At 69.9% G+C, this 16,639-nt stretch carries 18 protein-coding genes and 2 pseudogenes; 15 read left to right on the forward strand and 5 right to left on the reverse strand.

Translation table 11 applies throughout. The annotated features are described in order from the left end of the window. Positions 1-210: 210 nt before the first annotated feature. From OG588_RS39785 to OG588_RS39795, 3 genes are all read left to right on the forward strand, one after another. Positions 211-615 (forward strand): hypothetical protein, encoded by a 405-nt coding sequence (locus tag OG588_RS39785; RefSeq protein ID WP_405951470.1) that lies wholly within the window; start codon positions 211-213, stop codon positions 613-615. Positions 616-744: 129 nt separating this feature from the next. Further along, the gene (locus OG588_RS39790) at positions 745-948 is read left to right on the forward strand and encodes a hypothetical protein (protein ID WP_405951471.1); all 204 of its coding nucleotides are present in this window, start codon (positions 745-747) and stop codon (positions 946-948) included. A 14-nt stretch (positions 949-962) separates the two neighbouring features. Beyond that, positions 963-1,427 (forward strand): CBS domain-containing protein, encoded by a 465-nt coding sequence (locus OG588_RS39795; protein ID WP_405951472.1) that lies wholly within the window; start codon positions 963-965, stop codon positions 1,425-1,427. Between the two features lie 9 nt (positions 1,428-1,436). Here OG588_RS39795 and OG588_RS39800 read toward each other — a convergent pair whose 3' ends face one another. Then, complete coding sequence (locus tag OG588_RS39800; protein ID WP_405951473.1) at positions 1,437-1,850, reverse strand: STAS domain-containing protein; 414 nt, start codon at positions 1,848-1,850, stop codon at positions 1,437-1,439. A 296-nt stretch (positions 1,851-2,146) separates the two neighbouring features. On the opposite strand from OG588_RS39800, the gene OG588_RS39805 reads away from it, so the two are divergent. From OG588_RS39805 to OG588_RS39830, 6 genes and pseudogenes are all read left to right on the forward strand, one after another. Continuing rightward, positions 2,147-3,400 (forward strand): cation:proton antiporter, encoded by a 1,254-nt coding sequence (locus tag OG588_RS39805; RefSeq protein WP_405951474.1) that lies wholly within the window; start codon positions 2,147-2,149, stop codon positions 3,398-3,400. After that, positions 3,397-4,695 carry an SLC13 family permease gene (locus OG588_RS39810; protein WP_405951475.1) on the forward strand — a complete coding sequence of 433 codons (1,299 nt, stop codon included), beginning with the start codon at positions 3,397-3,399 and terminating at the stop codon, positions 4,693-4,695. The genes OG588_RS39805 and OG588_RS39810 overlap by 4 nt, the downstream gene beginning before the upstream one ends. 58 nt (positions 4,696-4,753) lie before the next feature. After that, the gene (locus tag OG588_RS39815) at positions 4,754-5,239 is read left to right on the forward strand and encodes a TrkA C-terminal domain-containing protein (protein WP_366092637.1); all 486 of its coding nucleotides are present in this window, start codon (positions 4,754-4,756) and stop codon (positions 5,237-5,239) included. Between the two features lie 5 nt (positions 5,240-5,244). Then, positions 5,245-6,480 (forward strand): cation:proton antiporter, encoded by a 1,236-nt coding sequence (locus OG588_RS39820; RefSeq protein ID WP_405951476.1) that lies wholly within the window; start codon positions 5,245-5,247, stop codon positions 6,478-6,480. 253 nt (positions 6,481-6,733) lie between these two features. Then, a complete protein-coding gene (locus OG588_RS39825) occupies positions 6,734-6,997 on the forward strand; it encodes a hypothetical protein (RefSeq protein WP_405951477.1) in 264 nt (87 codons plus the stop codon). A 164-nt stretch (positions 6,998-7,161) separates the two neighbouring features. Further along, a pseudogene (locus OG588_RS39830) lies at positions 7,162-7,362 on the forward strand (transposase family protein); the annotation flags it as partial. Positions 7,363-7,994: 632 nt separating this feature from the next. On the opposite strand, the pseudogene OG588_RS39835 reads toward OG588_RS39830, so the two are convergent. Further along, a pseudogene (locus tag OG588_RS39835) lies at positions 7,995-8,237 on the reverse strand (nitroreductase family deazaflavin-dependent oxidoreductase); the annotation flags it as partial. Positions 8,238-8,361: 124 nt separating this feature from the next. On the opposite strand from OG588_RS39835, the gene OG588_RS39840 reads away from it, so the two are divergent. Further along, positions 8,362-8,898 carry a MarR family winged helix-turn-helix transcriptional regulator gene (locus OG588_RS39840; RefSeq protein ID WP_405951478.1) on the forward strand — a complete coding sequence of 179 codons (537 nt, stop codon included), beginning with the start codon at positions 8,362-8,364 and terminating at the stop codon, positions 8,896-8,898. Between the two features lie 600 nt (positions 8,899-9,498). Further along, on the forward strand, positions 9,499-9,843 hold the full coding sequence (locus tag OG588_RS39845; protein WP_405951479.1) for a hypothetical protein: 345 nt from the start codon (positions 9,499-9,501) through the stop codon (positions 9,841-9,843). Here OG588_RS39845 and OG588_RS39850 read toward each other — a convergent pair whose 3' ends face one another. The 3 genes from OG588_RS39850 to OG588_RS39860 form a co-directional block, all read right to left on the reverse strand. After that, a complete protein-coding gene (locus OG588_RS39850; RefSeq protein WP_019070517.1) occupies positions 9,844-10,584 on the reverse strand; it encodes a DUF4142 domain-containing protein in 741 nt (246 codons plus the stop codon). A gap of 117 nt (positions 10,585-10,701) precedes the next feature. Further along, entirely contained in the window at positions 10,702-11,475 is a 774-nt protein-coding gene (locus OG588_RS39855) for a DUF4142 domain-containing protein (protein ID WP_405951480.1), read from the reverse strand. 195 nt (positions 11,476-11,670) lie between these two features. Beyond that, positions 11,671-13,362 carry a chloride channel protein gene (locus OG588_RS39860; RefSeq protein ID WP_405953318.1) on the reverse strand — a complete coding sequence of 564 codons (1,692 nt, stop codon included), beginning with the start codon at positions 13,360-13,362 and terminating at the stop codon, positions 11,671-11,673. 581 nt (positions 13,363-13,943) lie between these two features. Here OG588_RS39860 and OG588_RS39865 point away from each other — a divergent pair. The 4 genes from OG588_RS39865 (at position 13,944) to OG588_RS39880 (ending at position 16,582) form a co-directional block, all read left to right on the forward strand. After that, positions 13,944-14,693: a DUF4118 domain-containing protein gene (locus OG588_RS39865; protein ID WP_405951481.1), complete on the forward strand. Its 750-nt coding sequence runs from the start codon at positions 13,944-13,946 to the stop codon at positions 14,691-14,693. Positions 14,694-15,588: 895 nt separating this feature from the next. Further along, positions 15,589-15,858 (forward strand): hypothetical protein, encoded by a 270-nt coding sequence (locus OG588_RS39870; protein WP_405951482.1) that lies wholly within the window; start codon positions 15,589-15,591, stop codon positions 15,856-15,858. 197 nt (positions 15,859-16,055) lie between these two features. Then, entirely contained in the window at positions 16,056-16,352 is a 297-nt protein-coding gene (locus OG588_RS39875; RefSeq protein ID WP_405951483.1) for a hypothetical protein, read from the forward strand. Beyond that, entirely contained in the window at positions 16,349-16,582 is a 234-nt protein-coding gene (locus OG588_RS39880; protein ID WP_019070523.1) for a hypothetical protein, read from the forward strand. Before OG588_RS39875 ends, OG588_RS39880 begins: the two co-directional genes overlap by 4 nt. Positions 16,583-16,639: the final 57 nt, after the last annotated feature.

The following is a 16,639-nucleotide window of genomic DNA, read 5'->3' on the forward strand; positions in this document are numbered from 1 at the left end:
GATGGTTTCTTAGCGGCTCACCGGCATGCAGACCCTAGTGAATGCTGCCGGGAACCGGCAATGCGAGGGCAGGGCTCGGCCGTGCAGCATGGCGTGTGGGGAGCACTGCGGATGGTTCCGGTGCCGGACACCGGCAGACGGTGCCGGGCCGGAACCCGGAGGGGAGCGGTGCCCCGTCGGAGTACGAGGCGAGCGGGGGAGGGGCCGGCGATGCGGATCTTCGTGGAAGCCGCCACGGGCCTGCCCATGATCCTGTTCACCGCCGCCCTGCTGGTGGCCGTGTGCTTCTGGCTGCTTCTCGCCGTCGGACTCGTGGCCCTGGACAGTTTCGACGCGGACGCCGATCTGGACGCCTCGGGCATGGGCGGAGTGCCGGTGGCGGTCGTGATCACTCTGCTCACGGTGCTCGCGTGGGTCCTCGGCGTCGGTGCGACCGCTCTGCTGGCCGTCCTCGCGCCGCCGGGGGCGATCGGCTGGGGGCTGCGTCTGGTGGTGGCCGTCGGTGCGCCGCTCATCGCCTGGCGGCTGACCCGCCGGTGCGTGCGGCGGCTGAGCCGTCACTTCCCTGACGAACGCGGGCCGTCCCGGCCGATTGCGCACCATGACGCCGCTTGAGCCAGAGCCCACCTGCACCGGGGCCACGTCCTCGTGCCTCGCACGTCAACTCTTCTCATGTCTAAGGACGTATGCCGTGAACGCCACTGACCTGGACGCCTGGGATGCAGCGGGATGGGAGGAGCGGTGATGGCCTACTACCTCGCGCCGCTTGCCGCCGCCCTGGTGATTGTGGCGTTCGGTACGGCCGTGCTGGTTCGCGGGGACCGACGGCGGATGCGGGCTAGTCCGCAGGACGTACGTCCTGAGCCGTCGGTTGTATCGTGCTCGTACGACCAGCCTGCCGTTGCGGTGGACGACCGGACAGGCCGGCTGTCGGTGCATCGAGCGTGAGACAGGAGCCGAGCGTGCGCGCGCGTGACCTGGCGGTGGAGTACGAAACGGTCGGCCTTGACAGCGACGCTCTGGACGCCGCGCGGCTGATGGCCGAACAGCGGCTCCCCGCGCTGCTGGTGGTCGACGAACGGGGAGCGCCGAAGGCGATCCTGCCCGCCTCCCAGATGGTCAAGATCCTGGTGCCGGCCTATGTCGTCGAGGACCCGACCCTCGCGGCGGTGGTCGATGAGCGCCATGCCGACCGGCTGTGCGAGGCACTGGCGGGCCGTAAGGTGCGCGACTGCCTGTCGAAGACCACGCCACCGCCCGCCGTCGCCGCGCCCGACGACACCGCCCTGGAAGTCGCCGCTCAGATGGCCCAGGTGCGCAGCCCGCTGGTGGCCGTCGTGGAGAAGAACGGAGCGGGCGTGCGTCTGCTCGGCGTGATCACCGCTTCCCATCTGCTGGAACGGCTGCTCGCCGCCGCTTCCTGCTGACTTCCGGGGTCAGAGCTCGTCCCGGTCCGAGTCGGTACGGATGTCGATGAGGCGAGCCAGGCCCAATTGGGTGAGCGTGGTCCGGGCGCGGGCATTCGCGTGCGTCACGGTCACCAGGGTGCCGTGTGGGCGTGGCGCCCGCAGTGCCCGGAAGAACGCCGCGCCCCCGTCGTTGCTGAGGTAGGTCACTTGGCCGAGATCGACTTCGAGGACACCGGGACGGGCGTCGAGGGACTCCCGCAGGCGTTCGCCGACTTTCTTCGCGTTGCGGGAGGTGATTTCCCCCGCGAGGCGTAGAACGACGTGGTCCCCGTCGGAGATCACGCTGACGGTCGGGTGCCGCAGGGCGTTCCGTAGGCGGTGTCCGACCTCCCGTAGGCGGTGGCGCTCGTGAGGTCCGTGACCTGCGGGGGAGTGCGGCATGCGGGGCTCCGAGGGCAGAGGAGGGCCGATCGCCGACCAGACTTCCCGGCACACCTGATCGTCAGCATAGGCGTACGTTCCGTGGGCAGCCACGCGGGTGGGGGTGTCCGACAAGAAGGGCGGCACCATCCGGCGCGCCTTGCTCCTTGCCGGAAACCGGCAAGACCGTGCATCCTGCGGTGCCTGGCAACGGCCTGTTAAAGACGCGTCAAGAACCGGTAAGGTTTCCAGCGGTGTGCCGGGAAGTCTGGTCGGCGAGCAGGGGATCGCTCTCTCTTCCGATCGGGGTACTCGGCATGGTACTGGTGGCGGTGTTCGGTGTCGCGTTGCTGGTGGCGGTGCTGTTGTCGGGCCTGGCGGCCCGCACGGTGCTGTCCACGTCCTTCCTCTTCCTGGCCGGAGGCGCGCTTGTCAGCGACGGTTTTCTCGGCCTGATCCACATCACCCCCGACAGCGAGATCGTCTCCGTGACGGCGGATCTCGCCCTGTTCGCGGTGCTGTTCACCGACGGCATGCACGTTTCGCTGCCGAAGCTGCGCGCCCACTGGAGGAACCCGGCGCGAGCCCTCGGACTGGGCATGCCCCTCGCCTTCGTCTTCATGGCCCTGGTCACGCACTTCCTGGTGGGCCTGGACTGGACGACATCGTTCCTGGTGGGCGCAGTGCTGGCGCCGACCGACCCGGTGTTCGCCTCGGCGATCGTCGGGCGCGCCGAAGTCCCTGCCAAGCTGCGGCAGTTGCTGAACGTGGAGAGCGGCGTCAATGACGGACTCGCTCTCCCGGTCGTCCTCGTCCTGATCGCCGCCGCCGGTCCCACCGCGGGCAGCGCCGAGGCGTCACCCGGGAAGATCGCGGTCGAGCTGCTGCTCGGCCTGACCTTCGGTGTCGTACTGCCCCTGCTGGTAAATGTGTTGGTGCGGTTCCGGCTGCTGGGCGCGGAGGCGAAACTCCAGCCGCTGCTGCCGCTGGCGAGCGGCATCACCCTGTACGCGGCCTGCCACCTCACCCACGCCAACCCCTACCTGGCGGCGTTCTCCGCGGGCGCGGTCCTCGCCCACGTCTCACCGGAGGCGAAGGCGTCCTTCGAACCGCTCGGCGAGGCCCTCGCGGAACTGGCGAAGTTCGCGGCGCTCCTCGTGTTCGGCGCGCTCCTGACCTCGAAGCTGTTCGGTGCCCTGTCGCTCGGCGGGTACGCGGCGGTGGTCCTGGCGATCTTCCTGATCCGCCCGGCCTCGCTGCTGCTGTCCCTGCTCGGCACGGGCATCTCCCGGCGGGAGAAGCTGGTGGCGGCCTGGTTCGGCCCGAAGGGCTTCGCCTCGGTCGTCTACGGCCTGCTGGTCCTGCAGTCCGGAATCCCGCAGGCGGAGCAGGCGTTCACGCTGGTCGCGGTGTGCATCGCCTTCTCGATCGTCGCCCACAGCTCCACGGACGTGCCCATCGCCCGAGCCTTCGACGTCGAGGACCTGGCAGGCATCCCGGACGGAAGTGGCGACACGGACGCCCCCACAAGCACCTCACCACAAGCACTCTCGGCAACCGGAGGACCGTGAACGACTGGCACAGCTGGGCGGCGATCGTCGTATTCGTCGGCGCGTACGCCCTGATCATCAGCGAGAAGATCCACCGCGTCGCTGTCGCCCTGGGCGGCGCGGGCCTGATGCTGGCGATCGGGGCGACCGACGACGTCTCGGCGTTCTACTCCGAGGACTCCGGCATCGACTGGAACGTCATCTTCCTGCTCATGGGCATGATGATGATCGTCGGCGTGCTGAAGAAGACCGGCATGTTCGAGTACCTGGCCATCTGGTCCGTGAAGAAGGCCCGCGCCCAACCGTTCCGGGTGATGGCCATGCTCGTCGTCATCACGGCGGTCGCTTCCGCCCTGCTCGACAACGTGACCACGGTGCTGCTGATCGCCCCGGTGACGCTGCTGGTCTGCGAACGCCTCGCCCTGCCCGCGGCCCCGTTCCTGATCGCCGAAGTGTTCGCCTCGAACATCGGCGGCACCGCGACCCTGGTCGGCGACCCGCCCAACATCATCATCGCCAGCCGGGCCGGGATCACCTTCAACGACTTCCTGGTCCACCTCGCCCCGCTGTCCGCGGTCCTGGTGGTGGTCCTCGTCCTGTTGTGCCGGGTGATGTTCCGCAAGACCTTCGTCTACGACGAGGACCGCGCCGCCGAGATCATGGCCCTGGAGGAGCGCGAGGCCATCAAGGACCCGCGCCTGCTGGTCCAGGGCCTGATCGTCCTGGCCCTGGTGGTCGCCGGCTTCGTGCTGCACCCAGTACTGCACTACGAGCCCAGCATCGTCGCGCTCCTCGGCGCCGGGCTGCTCGTCGCCGTCTCCACGGCCGAGACGAGCGAGGTCCTGTCCGAGGTCGAGTGGCCCACGCTCGCCTTCTTCGCGGGCCTGTTCATCATGATCGGCGGACTGATCGACACCGGCGTGATCGACGAGGTCTCCAACGCGCTCGCGAACGCGATCGGCACGAACGAACTCGGCGGGTCCTTGACGATGCTGGGTGCTTCCGCGGTCCTGTCCGGGGTTGTGGACAACATCCCGTACGTCGCCACCATGGCGCCCATCACCGGCGACCTGGTCCACAACATGGGCGGCGCCGGCGACCACGTCATGTGGTGGGCCCTCGCCCTCGGCGCCGACCTCGGCGGCAACGCCACCGCCATCGGCGCCTCCGCGAACGTCGTCGTCCTCGGCATCGCCGAACGCAACCGACAACCCATCACCTTCTGGCAGTTCACCAAGTACGGCCTGATCGTCACGGCTGTCACCGTGGCCATCTCGCTCGGCTATGTGTGGCTGCGCTACTTCGCACTGGCCTGAACAGGGCTACCACCTACATCGGACAGAGATGACAGAGACAGAGGACAGGGAGACACACATGGGTACTCCACGCGTGAGCAGTACGCCGTTGCCGGGGATCGGTGTCCGGTACGACCTGACGACACGTGAGCGGCGCAGGGTGTCGGTGGTCGCGCACCGGGACGGCGAGCGCACGCTGAACGCGTACCGCACGGACGATCCGGACGCCTGCGCCCTGTCGGTACGGCTGACCTCGGGGGAGACGACGGCGCTCATCGACGCCCTGCTGCCCTCGCACCACAGCCCGAACCTGCTGTCCACCACCGAACTCGGACTGGTCGCGGAGCGCGTCCAGTTGTCGGCGCTCTCGTACTGGAACGGCCGGGTGCTGGGCGAGACCCGGATGCGCACCGAGACCGGCGTCTCGATCGTGGCCGTACTGCGCCGGGCCGAGGCCGTCCCGTCTCCCACGCCGGACTTCCGGCTGGCCGGCGGGGACACCCTGATCGTGATCGGCACGCGCGAGGGCGTCGAGTCGGCCGCGGCGATACTCGGGCGGGAGTGACCCCGATGCATTCATCCGCACGGTTCCTGATCGAGTTCGGCGCGATCATCCTGGCCCTGGGACTGCTGGGCCGGTTCGCCGCGCGCTTCCAGTTCTCCCCGATACCGCTCTATCTGCTGGCCGGGCTGGCCTTCGGCGAGGGCGGGCTGCTGCCGCTGGGCACGAGCGAGGAGTTCGTCGCCATCGGCGCCGAGATCGGCGTCATCCTGCTGCTGTTGATGCTCGGCCTGGAGTACTCGGCCAGCGATCTCGTCTCCAACCTCAAGACCCAGTACAGCGCGGGACTCGTCGACGCCGCGCTCAACGCGCTCCCGGGCGCGGCCATGGCCCTCCTCCTCGGCTGGGGACCGGTCGCCGCGGTGGTGCTGGCCGGGGTCACCTGGATCTCCTCCTCCGGTGTCATCGCCAAGGTCCTCGGCGACCTGGGCCGCCTCGGCAACCGCGAGACCCCCGTCATCCTCAGCGTCCTGGTCCTGGAAGACCTCTCCATGGCCGTCTACCTCCCGATCATCACCGCCCTGCTGGCCGGCACGGGCCTCGCGGCCGGCAGCCTCACCCTGGCCGTCGCCCTCGGCGCCGCGGCACTCGTCCTGCTCGTCGCGGTCCGCTACGGCCGCCACATCTCCCGCTTCGTCTCCAGCGACGACCCGGAGAAGCTGCTGCTGGTCGTCCTGGGTCTGACCCTGCTGGTCGCCGGCCTCGCCCAGCAGCTCCAGGTCTCCGCCGCCGTGGGCGCGTTCTTGGTCGGCATCGCTCTGTCCGGAGAGGCCGCGGAGGGCGCGCACAACCTGCTCTCCCCGCTGCGGGACCTGTTCGCCGCCGTGTTCTTCGTCTTCTTCGGGCTGCACACCGACCCGGCGAGCATCCCGCCGGTCCTGCTGCCCGCGCTGGCCCTGGCGGTCGTCACCGCCGGCACGAAGATCGCCACGGGGTACTGGGCGGCCCGGCGAGCGGGGATCTCGGCGAAGGGCCGCTGGCGGGCGGGCGGCACGCTGGTCGCCCGGGGCGAGTTCTCCATCGTCATCGCCGGACTCGCCGTCACCGCCGGCATCGAACCCTCCCTCGGCCCCCTGGCCACGGCGTACGTACTGATCCTGGTCATCGTCGGCCCGCTCACCGCCCGCTACACCGAGCCCCTGGCCACCCGCCTGACCGGACGCAGGCGCGACAAGACCGCCGTTGCGGCGGACACGGGAGGCACCAGGGAGAGCACTGCCGAGGAGCCGTACGAGGTGGGCTAGGACGCAAGGAGGCCGGCGCCCTGGCCCGGTACGAGTGCGGTCCGGATCTCACTTGGGTCCGCGCGAGAGGGTGTGGCGGAGCCGCGTCTCGGACCGGGTCGGGGACTCGCCCCGGCTGTCCCGTGCGAAGGAGCCCCGGGTGCGGTCCACCAGCATGGACGTAGAAGGCCACAAGACGGAGACCGTCGAGGTCGAGCCATCCGTTCCGCCCGCGCACTGACCTGACGGAGACGCCGGAGAAGAAGGGCACCGTATGAGCAGGCTGCTGGAAGCGGTGTGTGCGCTGACCGTGGGTGTCCTCGTTGCGCTCCTTGTATGGGGTGCTGACCCTGGCGCCGTGCGGGTGGCGTGGCGGGACGGAGAGCTGAGCGGTGTGACGGTCGTGTTCGTGGCGGCGTGTGCGCTGTGGCTGGTGCTGCGGCGTAGGCGTACCGGGCGCTGCTGGCCGGCATGGCCGCTTGTGGTGCTGCTGTGCGGTGCGGCTGTTGCGCTGGTCGTGGCGGCCATGGCCGGTTGACCGGCGCAGCAGGCAGGTGGGGCTTCCCGTTCCTGTGGACGGGGAGCCCCGCTGGCGTTCTCGGGCTCGGGCTGCTGTCAAGGATCTTGGTACGAGGGGCAAGGTGTCCCTGCGGCACGGCTGTTGGTCGCCGACCCGGTCCGATTCCGGGGCGCTGTGATGACAAGGCCGTCCGGAACCGGTCCCTGACGCGAGGTCAGAAGCTGTCCAACACGGTACTGGCGGCCGTCCGGGCACCCGTGGAGCACGGCTTCGCCCATCTCAAGAACTGGTGCGTCCTCGGCAAGGTACGCACCGACCCCGCCTGGGCGACTGCCCTGGTCCGGGCCCTGCTGGTCCTCACGAACCGCGAAGTCGCCCGATGACCGACGATCTTCACCGAAGTCACCTGCCGGCGACCAGCGCGAGCATCCCGATGCCCACGTACACCAACCCTGTGACCAGCGACTTCAGGCTGCACGGCTCCTCATTGTCGCCCCCACCCTCTGAGATGCCGCTTCCCGGTCGTTCATCGGCCGCTGCCCCTCGTCTCCTTCTGGAGGCGGCTCACTGGCTCACCGAGGGACTGTCGAGGGTTCCGCGGAAGGCGATGTCCACGCCCTGCGCGGCTGCATGGCGGGGCCGCCGACGGCCGGTGTGCCACCCAAACCCCTGACAAATGCCGGTCACTCCTGGGCGCCGGGTGCTTGTCGGCCGTCGGCTCGGCCCCCGATATGAGTCTTGCGCAGTGCAAAATCTGTTCGCCAGCGCTTCGGGAAGGTCTCGGCCCGGCCGCGTTGCCGCCACTCTCCTGAAGGTGCCTGCGTCTTACGAGACTCTGACGTGGCGGGCGCATGCTGCCGCCCCGGCCGTGTCATGCGCGACTCTGGTCTTGTTCGGCACCCGAGAGGGTGCCGCCGCGGTATGGGAAGCGGCTGCCGTGGAACAGCGCCCCGGGCCGATCCCGGGGCGCTTGGCCGTGTCCGGTCTCCCGGCACGGCGATGAGCGCACCGTGGGTCAGGCCAGTCGGGGATCGGTGTCGGCGTCCAGGCGCACGAAGGGGATGCTCCCGCCGGCCTCTCGGAAGCCAGCCTCGCTGCCGTCGCTGGGCAACCCCATGAACGTGCACAGGCGTTGGGCGGTTCGGGGGTGCCGTTGCGCGTAGCCAGCCATGATCTCGGCGCCGTCGTCCGGCGTGAGGAAGTGTGCCGTGACGGCGCTGTGGCGGTTGCCGACCTGGATGACGGTCTTCGGCTCAGCGCAGCCGCCGGGCCACTGCACGACGACGACGCGATGCTCTTGCTGCGCTACCACGGTCATGGGGAAGGAAAATCTGTTCCCATCACGTGAGTGAGCAGCGACTTCGGCACGGTAGAAAGGACACATGCCGGAGCGAGAGACCCCAGCGGGGGCCATGGATGATGTCGACGAGGTCACCCGGGCGGTGCTGACCGCATCCCGGCTGCTGGTGGCGGTCTCCGCTCGCTCGCTCGCCGCCGTCGAGGAAGGGGTGACCCTGCCCCAGTTCCGGATGCTGGTCGTGCTCTCCACCCGGGGTGCCACCAAACTGGTCGCGCTCGCCGAACTGCTCCAGGTGGCACCCTCGACCGCCATGCGCATGGTCGACCGGCTGATCGCCGCAGGTCTCGCCGACCGGCAGACCAACCCCGGCAACCGTCGCGAAACGATGTTGCAGCTCACCGAGGAGGGTCGGCGCACGGTCGAGGACGTCACCGCCCGGCGCCGTACCGAGATCGCCGCCGTCGTCGCACGGCTCCGGCCAACAGAGCGGCTGGCGCTCGTCGAAGCCCTCAACGCCTTCAATGAGGCGGGCGGAGAGCCCCCTGCACCCGCCGCGGACGACCCGGAGCCGCACCCGCTCGGCTGGGTCGTGGACGGCGCGCTGGTGCACGAGGTGTGACGGTTTGCGGATGAGCCGCTCGTTTTCGAGCGGTCGGCCCTTCTCTGTGCCCGACATTTTTTGCATAACGCAAGGAAATGGCGAGCGAGGCGCTCGGCTGCCGGATTCCGGCAACGGGTGCCGGCCGGATGTGTCCGGTCAGAGGCAGGGCGGTTGCGCCACCGCGGCGGCACCATAGGCGGTCGCTGACGGACCGGGAACGACGCAGGTGGTGCACGGGTATGCGCGGATGGCGCCGGCTCAGGACTCCTGCCGAGTCGCACCTCACGGCGCACCTGCGTACGTCGGTGTGGGGCCCCGCGGAGTTTTTCGGGGCGCCGCCCCGCCGGCTGGTCGGCGAAGGGCTCCTTGCGGGAGTCCTCGGTGCCGCTGCGATCACCGGTACGACGCTCTCCGGAGCCTGGACGGGGAGGTCCACCCTTGTCGGCGGTGAGGCGGGCCTCGTATGTGCCCTCGCCCTCGCCCTGTCCGTGGTGGGGGCCGGACGCGCGCTGCTCGGCATCGTGGCGCTGCTCGGCATGTGCCTCGCCCTCCAGGCGCCGCAGGCTGCCGCGGGCGCAGTACTGGCGGAACGCGGACGGACGGGTGCAGCCCGCGGTGGTGACGTCGATCGAGAGCAGCCGGGCCGCGGTTGGTGGACGTGGCCGTTACCTCTGCGCGGTGGCTCGCCGGGACGGTTCGCCGCTCACGGTGCGCATCTGGCGCGGGTGCGGGCAGGCGACCCGTCCAGGAGACGCACTCACCGTCGTCTACGACCCCCAGGGGCACGTGGCCCCGCGCGGAATGGAAGCAGGCGCCGGGATGGCGGGAGCGCTGCGTGACCTGGCCCCGTGGGCCGTCTCCCTCGTGGCCGCGAGCGTGATCGCCGTCGTCCGTTCCTACCGGCTCTGCGTGCCTTCCATCGCCTTGGAGTCTCCCGGGCGGGGCGTTACCTCACATCGTTGATCATCCGGCTGTGGGGCTGGGTGTGGGCGAGGTGGTGTTGACGTTCAGGTCGGGGCGGGGGGTGAGGGCGACGAGGGGTGCGCCGGCCTGCGGTGGGGGCGGGGTGACCTGGTCCTTGGGGAGTTTGGGCGGGGTGCTCTGTTGGAAGTTGACCTGGTCGAAGTTGACCACGCCGGTCTTCTCCAGCACGGTGATGTGGTCCAGGACGGTGTCGTTGGCAAGGTCGGCGAGCGCGCGGACCATGGTGTTCGTGGTGGTGGCGCGGATCTTGGCGATGGCCGGGAAGATCTGGCCGTGGGTGACGCGCATGATGTTGGCGGCGGTGGAGTCGAACTGTGTGCCCGACTGGGCCGCCGAGGTTGCCACGAACTGCTGCTGCTGAGGGCTGGCCTGGTTGGGCAGGGTGATGTTCAACTCGGGCGCGATCTTGCGGCACAGCTCGTCGAGGCCGGCGTGCCCGACGATCAGGTGCCGGCCGGCTTCCCGCATCTCCTCCGTGGAACCCTTCTTCAGCGCCAGTTCGCCCAGGGGGTACTCCCACAGTCCGGCGGAGCGGACCTTGACGACGAAGTCGCGGTCGGCCTCGGTGAGCGGGCCGTAGCGGGTGTTGGCGATGATGCGTGAGGGGTTGCCGGAGGTGTTCTGCACGCCGAGCATCGCGGGGTAGGCGAGGGCGCTGAGGGTCACGCCCAGGGCGCCGACCACGAAGACGGTTCCTGCCATGTTGCGGGAGAGGGGCATGCGGCCTCCAGGTGTGAGCGGCTCGTATGCCAGGGGGTACGGACAGGCCGGAGCATCCGATCATTGCTCTAGGTAAATTTTGCATGCTGCCGAGTGGCGTGCGTCACATGCGTGGGGTCATCCGCTGGTGGGGGAGGCGGGCGGTGAGGGTGTCGCGGCAGGGTCCGCCGGGCCGGTCGGTACTCCGGCGGTCGGCAGTCCGGGAGGCACGGTGAGGGCGACCATGGGTGCCCCCGGTTGCGGCACCGGTGGTGTGACCTGGCTGGCGGGCAGCTTCGGCGGGGTCGTCTCCTGGAAGTTGACCTGGTCGAAGTTGACCAGCCCGGTCTTCTCCATCTGGGTGATGTGGTCCAGCACCACGTCGTTGGCCTGGTCGGCCAGTGCGCGCACGAGGGTGTTCTTGGTGGTGGAACGGATCTTGGCGATGGTGTTGAAGATCGAGCCGTGGGTGATGCGCAGGGTGTTGGCGAAGTCGGTGTCGAACTGCTTGCCCGTGTCCGACTGGAACGTCGCCAGGAAGCCCTGCTGCTGTGGGGTGGGCTGGTTGGGGATGGTGATGTTCAGCTCGGGGGCGATCTTCCGGCAGGAGGCGTCGAGTGCGGCGTGCCCGATGACCAGGTGTCGGCCTGCCTCGCGCACGGCCGCGGTCGTCCCCTTCTTCATGGCCAGGTCCCCGGAGGGGCCCTCCCACAGTCCGGCGGAGCGCACGAAGACCACGAAGTTGCGGTCGGCCTCGGTGAGCGGACCCCACTGGGTGTTGGCGATCACGCGCGCCGGGTTGGTCGACACGTTCTGGACGCCGAGCATGCTCGGGTAGGCCAGGGCGGCGAGCGTGACGCTCAGGGCGCCGCCCACGAAGACGGTTCCGAGCGTGCTGCGTGAGATGGGCATCGTGCCTCCTGGGGCGGACAGCGGGTACGTCGGCAGGTACGGGCCCGCAACGGAAAGAGAACCCTTGCTCCAGGTAAAGGTTGCACTATGCCAAGCTCTTGATGGGTCCGGAGTCATGAATGCCCGACGCCGTGACCGAAAGCGATCATCGGAGTGCTGGGGCGGGCCGGGGAAACGGCAGCCGCGAGCGGTCGGCTACGCGGTGGCCGGGGCTGTCGAGTGCAGGGCGCGCAGCGCGCTCTGGTGGCTGAGCCAGCCGACCGGTTCGCCCTTCTCCCCCTCCAGGACCGGCACGCCCGTGCCGCTCGCGGACACCAGGTGGTGCAGGGCCGTGGTCAACGGCTCGTCGGCCGTGACGGAGGCCGACGGTTCGGCGAGTTCGCCGACCCGCGTGGGCGCTCCGTCCGGCTGCTCGGCCAGCGCCTCGGCGACCGCCTGAGCGGTGACCATGCCGAGGTAGCGTCCCGAGGCGTCCCGTACCGGCAGTGCGCCATGGCCGGAGAAACTCAACAGGTCGGCCGCGTCGCCGAGTTCGATGGTGGCGGGCAGGGCCGAGGGCAGCGGTTCCATGACGTCGGCGACCCGCTGCCCACCGAGCCGGGCGCCGGACGCGGGGCCCTCCAGCTCGATGCCGCGACGGCGCAGCTTGAGCGTGTAGATCGTGTCGTGGGACAGCAGCCGGCTGGTGGCGGTGGCCAGCACGATCGCCAGCATCAGCGGCAGGATGATCGAATACTCGCCCGTCAGCTCGAAGAGGATCACCACGGCAGTGATCGGAGCCCGGGCCGCGCCGGCGAACACGGCACCCATGCCGACCAGTGCGTACGCGCCGACTGCGCCGGCGGAGTGGGGCAGCAGGTGGTGGACACCGATGCCGTACGCAGAGCCGAGCATCGCCCCGATGAACAGGCTGGGGGCGAAGACCCCGCCGGAGCCGCCGATCCCGATCGTGAGGCTGGTCGCGAGCATCTTGCCCGCCAGCAACAGGAACAGGAAGCCGACTGCGTAACCGCCCTCGGTCGCCTTCTGCAGCACGGGGTAGCCGACACCGTACATCTGCGGCAGGGCCAGCAGGAGCAGGCCGAGCGCGAGGCCGCCGACGGCCGGGCGCAGCCACTCCGGGCCGCGCCAGACCCAGTCGCAGGCGTCCTCGATCAGATACAGGAACCGTGAGAAGCCCACCCCCACCACGGCGGCGCCGACGCCGAGCGCGGCGAACAGGCCGTACTGGGCGAGGTGGTCGACGTGGAAGTCGGGGAGGCTCAGGAAGGCGGCGTTGCCGAACGCGGCCCGTCCGATGACGCTCGCGGTCACGCTGGCCAGCACGGTGGCACCGAACGCCTCCGCGGTGAAGGTGCCCAGGATCAGCTCCATGGCGAAGAACACGCCGGCCAGCGGCGCGTTGAAGGTGGCCGCGATGCCGCCCGCCGCACCACATGCGACCAGCAGCTTCATCCGGCCCTCGGTCACGTTCGTCACCCGGCCCAGGGTGGAGCCGAGCGCCGAGCCGATCTGCACGATCGGCCCCTCCCGGCCCACCGAACCACCCGAGCCGATGCACAGAGCGGAGGCGAGGGTCTTGACGACGGCGACCTTGGGGCTGATCCGCCCGCCACGCTGGGCGACCGCGAGCATCACCTCGGGCACCCCGTGCCCGCGGGCCTCCTTGGCGAACCGGTTCACCAGCGGCCCGTACAGCAGACCACCTACCACCGGCGCCAGGAGTACGAAGTACGGGCCCAGCCACGGCACGTGCGGATTGCTCGCGCCGGGGGCTGCCGCGTAGTCGCCATGGCCGGAGAACAGGCGGGTGAACGTCTTGATGCACCAGCGGAAGACCACCGAGCCCGCTCCGGCTCCGGCGCCCACCACGACGGCCAGGGCCATCAGACCCCAAGGGGCGGTACGCAGCCCCGCGATCCTCGGTGTTGGCGGGAGACCCCTCGGTGCGGTGCTGGGCACGTGCTGCTCGTCCCTTGCTGCCGGAATGGCACTCATCGCTTCCCCTTCCATACCTTTGCATTATGCAAAACGAGTCAAGGGTGCACGTCACAGGGGTGAGCCGGGTGGTGCTCTGCCGGGGAACGCCGAGCGTGTAGCGCCGTCCTCTCTGTGGGCGGTCAGCCCGCGTCGGCGCGGGTGGGTCGGACCGTCGACCCGCACCGGAACTGTCGGCGGCAGCTGCGTGAGGTCGCAGCGCAGGGCGCATGGCGCGGCCTCTTCCTGGCACGCCACTCGCGTTGTCACCTCAAAATGCCCGTCGTTCAAGGGGTAGGGGCGCGTCAGGATTCCCGGTCGCCTGATTGCCTCGGGCGAGCGGCGTCAGAAGTCCGTCAAGATCGTGCGCGGCGCTGGCCGGGAGAGTGCGGCAGAGGGATTCTTGCCTCGTCGGCGCAGTGACGCGTCGCGCCCGTATGGGCGGCCTCTTCGGGCATGGGCCGCCCCTCGCTTCCGTGAGGTGGTGGATCATGCGGATCACCCTGCGCGACCGGATCGCCCTGGCAGCCGCCCTACTGGCCCCGTTCGTTGTCGCCCTCGCTCTGGCTCCGGTCCGCTCCCACATGACGTCCGCGAACCTGGCGCTGATCCTCGTGGTGGTCGTCGTCGCGGTCGCCGCGCTGGGCAGCCGGACGGCCGGGGTGGTGACCGCGCTGTCGGCGGCTGTGTGGTTCGACTTCTTCCTCACCCGTCCCTACCAGCGGTTCACCATCGCCGACAGCGACGACATCATCACCACGCTCCTGCTGCTGGCGGTGGGCGTGGCCGTCTCCCAACTGGCCGCCCACGCCCGCACCTTGAAGCTGGTCACCATCACCGACGCGGGTCATCTGGCGCGGATCCACGAGACGGCGAACATGGTCCAGGCCGGAGCCTCGCCGTATGCCGTCGTGGACCAGGTACGGCTGCAACTCGTCGAGATCCTGGGACTGCGTGGCTGCCGCTTCGAACACGGGACACTGCTGGGCAGGCACCCCTGTCTGGAACAGGACGGCATGCTGACCGTCGCCCGGGCCCACTGGGACCTGGACAAGGACGGCTGGCCCGGTGAGGAGATCGAACTGCGCGCCTCGGTCGGAGGCCGTTACATCGGCCGGTTCATGATGCAGCCGGAGCCAGGCACGCCGCCGCCACCTCTGCAGGCACGTCTCGTGGCCGTGAGCCTGGCCGACCATGTCGGCGCCGCGCTGGACACCGCAGGACCGGTGCTCGACCGCTGACCACCTGCACGCCCCGGCCGCCAGCCGGGGACAGCCGATGCGAGCCCGCTGCCAGCACCTGGTGCTTCATCCTGGATCTCTCGGGCAGCCTTCGAGCCGTGCTGCGGCGTGACGATCACGACCCGTCAGGCCGTCCGACCGGCGCGAGGCACCTGCCTCATGGTCCCCGTGGGCCCCAGCCCCGGGCTCCCTGCTCCGATACCGCAGAGCGGACGGTGGCGGGCGCGGGCTGGGCACGAAGGGCTGTCGGCGATAGTGTGCAAAGAACGCGTCAAGTGATGCGAGGTGTGCCGGGAAGTCTGGTCGGCGTGAAGGGGCCGTGTGCCCGATGTCGCCGATGTCCCGGAGGCTTTGCTGCCATGGCCACTGCGCGTTCGTGCCCGCTGTTGCTGGGCGTTGTCGTCTCCCCGCGAGCGGCTGGCCGTCGCTCGCGCCTCGCGTACGGACAGAGCCGGCGGCCTGGTGCTGCCGGTCGCCGTAGCGCCGGCTCGGGTACGGGGGGAACAGGTCCTTGCGCAGTGCGGATGAGCCGATACGCGACGTCCGCTTCGGTGTATCGGGCTTCGGGCTCGGCCTGGCTGCGATCATCGGCCGGCGGGCGGGTTGCTGGCCGCGTTCTTTCCGGTCGCCGGAGTCGAGTTCAAACGAGAACTCGTCCTCGGGGAACCGGCCTGCCCCAGGCCGCGCGGGGTGAGCACGGCAAGGCCACTGTTCTGCTCGACCCTCTGGCCTCCGCCCTCCTCTCGGCGCCGCTCCTGCGCGGACAGGCCCGCCTCTACCAGCGCGGGCACGAGGAGGAGTACACCCACGCGGAAGCTGACGGCATCCCGGATGCATACGAGCAGGTACCTCCAACCTCCGCGCGGGCGGACCGGTGTGACGGGAGGTCCGGCTGATGGCCGCCGACACCTCCCTCCTGGCACCCGCGATCTTGGCTGCCGCACTGGTGATCAGAGCAGCGCTCGGCGAGCTGCGGCGCCCGGGCAGCGCCCGCGAACAGTGGGCCTTTGTCGCCAACCGCCAGGCTGTGGTCGCCGGAACGACGGTGTTGGGTGCCGTCATCCTGCTCGGTTGGAACCAGGCCGGCCTCGCTTCTCTCGCCTGGGGCCTGCTCATCGGGGCGCTCACCGCTCATCTGGTCCACGGCGGCGGGCGTCGCCTATGACCATGACCATGACCATGACTAGGACCCTGGGCCTGCGCCGTCGGTGCGCGGTGGTCTCGGGCAGTCCCGACGCGTCGTTCGGACGAGGCGTCGCGTGGCCTGTCCCGGCCACGCCACGTCGGCTGCGGACGCCCTTGTGGCCTGCACCGTACGCCTTGCCTGACCCTGTCCCGCCCACCACAGGAGCCCTCGCACCCATGAATTGGCACTGGACCGGTCTCGTCTTCTTCTCGCTCACGTTGCTCCCGGCCGGGCTGGCCCTGGTCACTGGCCGGATACCCCGTCATCTGCGGTACTGGCTGGCTCCCATGCGTCCGCGCGGCTGGGCCCTGCTCGCTCTCTACTCCGTCGCCCCCCTCAACGCGGTCCCGCGACTGGCCGACGCTCCGTCGTTGATCATCCTGGTCGCTACGGCAGCGGCAGGTGTCGTGGCTGCGGTGGGCTGCACGTACGCAGCCCTTGCCCCACGCCGAACCAGGAACGCCACCACGTGACCGGCCGGCAAAGCCTGCGGCGCCTCGCCGTCTCGCTCGTCGTCTGGTGGATGCTGATCGCCGTCATCCTCTGGTCCCTGGGTGCGATGCTCGACCAACCCGCCTCACTCGCCCAGTGCACGGCCTCGTCCGCATTTCTCGTCGCTATCGGGGAAGTCGGCGACTGGCTGCGGCGGCGTCGGCGGGCCGACTCAGCGGCATCGCCGCACGACACCAGCCGCCCGACGTGAGGACGCCGACCACGGATCCATGACGACTACCCACCACAGGCGTTGCTGCTCGACTCC

The organism is Streptomyces prunicolor, from assembly GCF_045162825.1.
GTDB lineage: Bacteria > Actinomycetota > Actinomycetes > Streptomycetales > Streptomycetaceae > Streptomyces > Streptomyces prunicolor.

Bases quoted from the DNA above. Each gene is read 5' to 3' on its own strand.
- OG588_RS39825 (WP_405951477.1), top strand. From the start codon at position 6,734: ATGAGCAGGCTGCTGGAAGCGGTGTGTGCGCTGACCGTGGGTGTCCTC.
- OG588_RS39870 (WP_405951482.1), top strand. From the start codon at position 15,589: ATGGCCGCCGACACCTCCCTCCTGGCACCCGCGATCTTGGCTGCCGCA.
- OG588_RS39800 (WP_405951473.1), bottom strand. From the start codon at position 1,850: ATGCCGCACTCCCCCGCAGGTCACGGACCTCACGAGCGCCACCGCCTA.
- OG588_RS39860 (WP_405953318.1), bottom strand. From the start codon at position 13,362: ATGGCCCTGGCCGTCGTGGTGGGCGCCGGAGCCGGAGCGGGCTCGGTG.
- OG588_RS39865 (WP_405951481.1), top strand. From the start codon at position 13,944: ATGCGGATCACCCTGCGCGACCGGATCGCCCTGGCAGCCGCCCTACTG.
- OG588_RS39820 (WP_405951476.1), top strand. From the start codon at position 5,245: ATGCATTCATCCGCACGGTTCCTGATCGAGTTCGGCGCGATCATCCTG.
- OG588_RS39790 (WP_405951471.1), top strand. From the start codon at position 745: ATGGCCTACTACCTCGCGCCGCTTGCCGCCGCCCTGGTGATTGTGGCG.
- OG588_RS39855 (WP_405951480.1), bottom strand. From the start codon at position 11,475: ATGCCCATCTCACGCAGCACGCTCGGAACCGTCTTCGTGGGCGGCGCC.
- OG588_RS39840 (WP_405951478.1), top strand. From the start codon at position 8,362: ATGCCGGAGCGAGAGACCCCAGCGGGGGCCATGGATGATGTCGACGAG.
- OG588_RS39815 (WP_366092637.1), top strand. From the start codon at position 4,754: ATGGGTACTCCACGCGTGAGCAGTACGCCGTTGCCGGGGATCGGTGTC.
- OG588_RS39805 (WP_405951474.1), top strand. From the start codon at position 2,147: ATGGTACTGGTGGCGGTGTTCGGTGTCGCGTTGCTGGTGGCGGTGCTG.
- OG588_RS39785 (WP_405951470.1), top strand. From the start codon at position 211: ATGCGGATCTTCGTGGAAGCCGCCACGGGCCTGCCCATGATCCTGTTC.
- OG588_RS39875 (WP_405951483.1), top strand. From the start codon at position 16,056: ATGAATTGGCACTGGACCGGTCTCGTCTTCTTCTCGCTCACGTTGCTC.
- OG588_RS39850 (WP_019070517.1), bottom strand. From the start codon at position 10,584: ATGCCCCTCTCCCGCAACATGGCAGGAACCGTCTTCGTGGTCGGCGCC.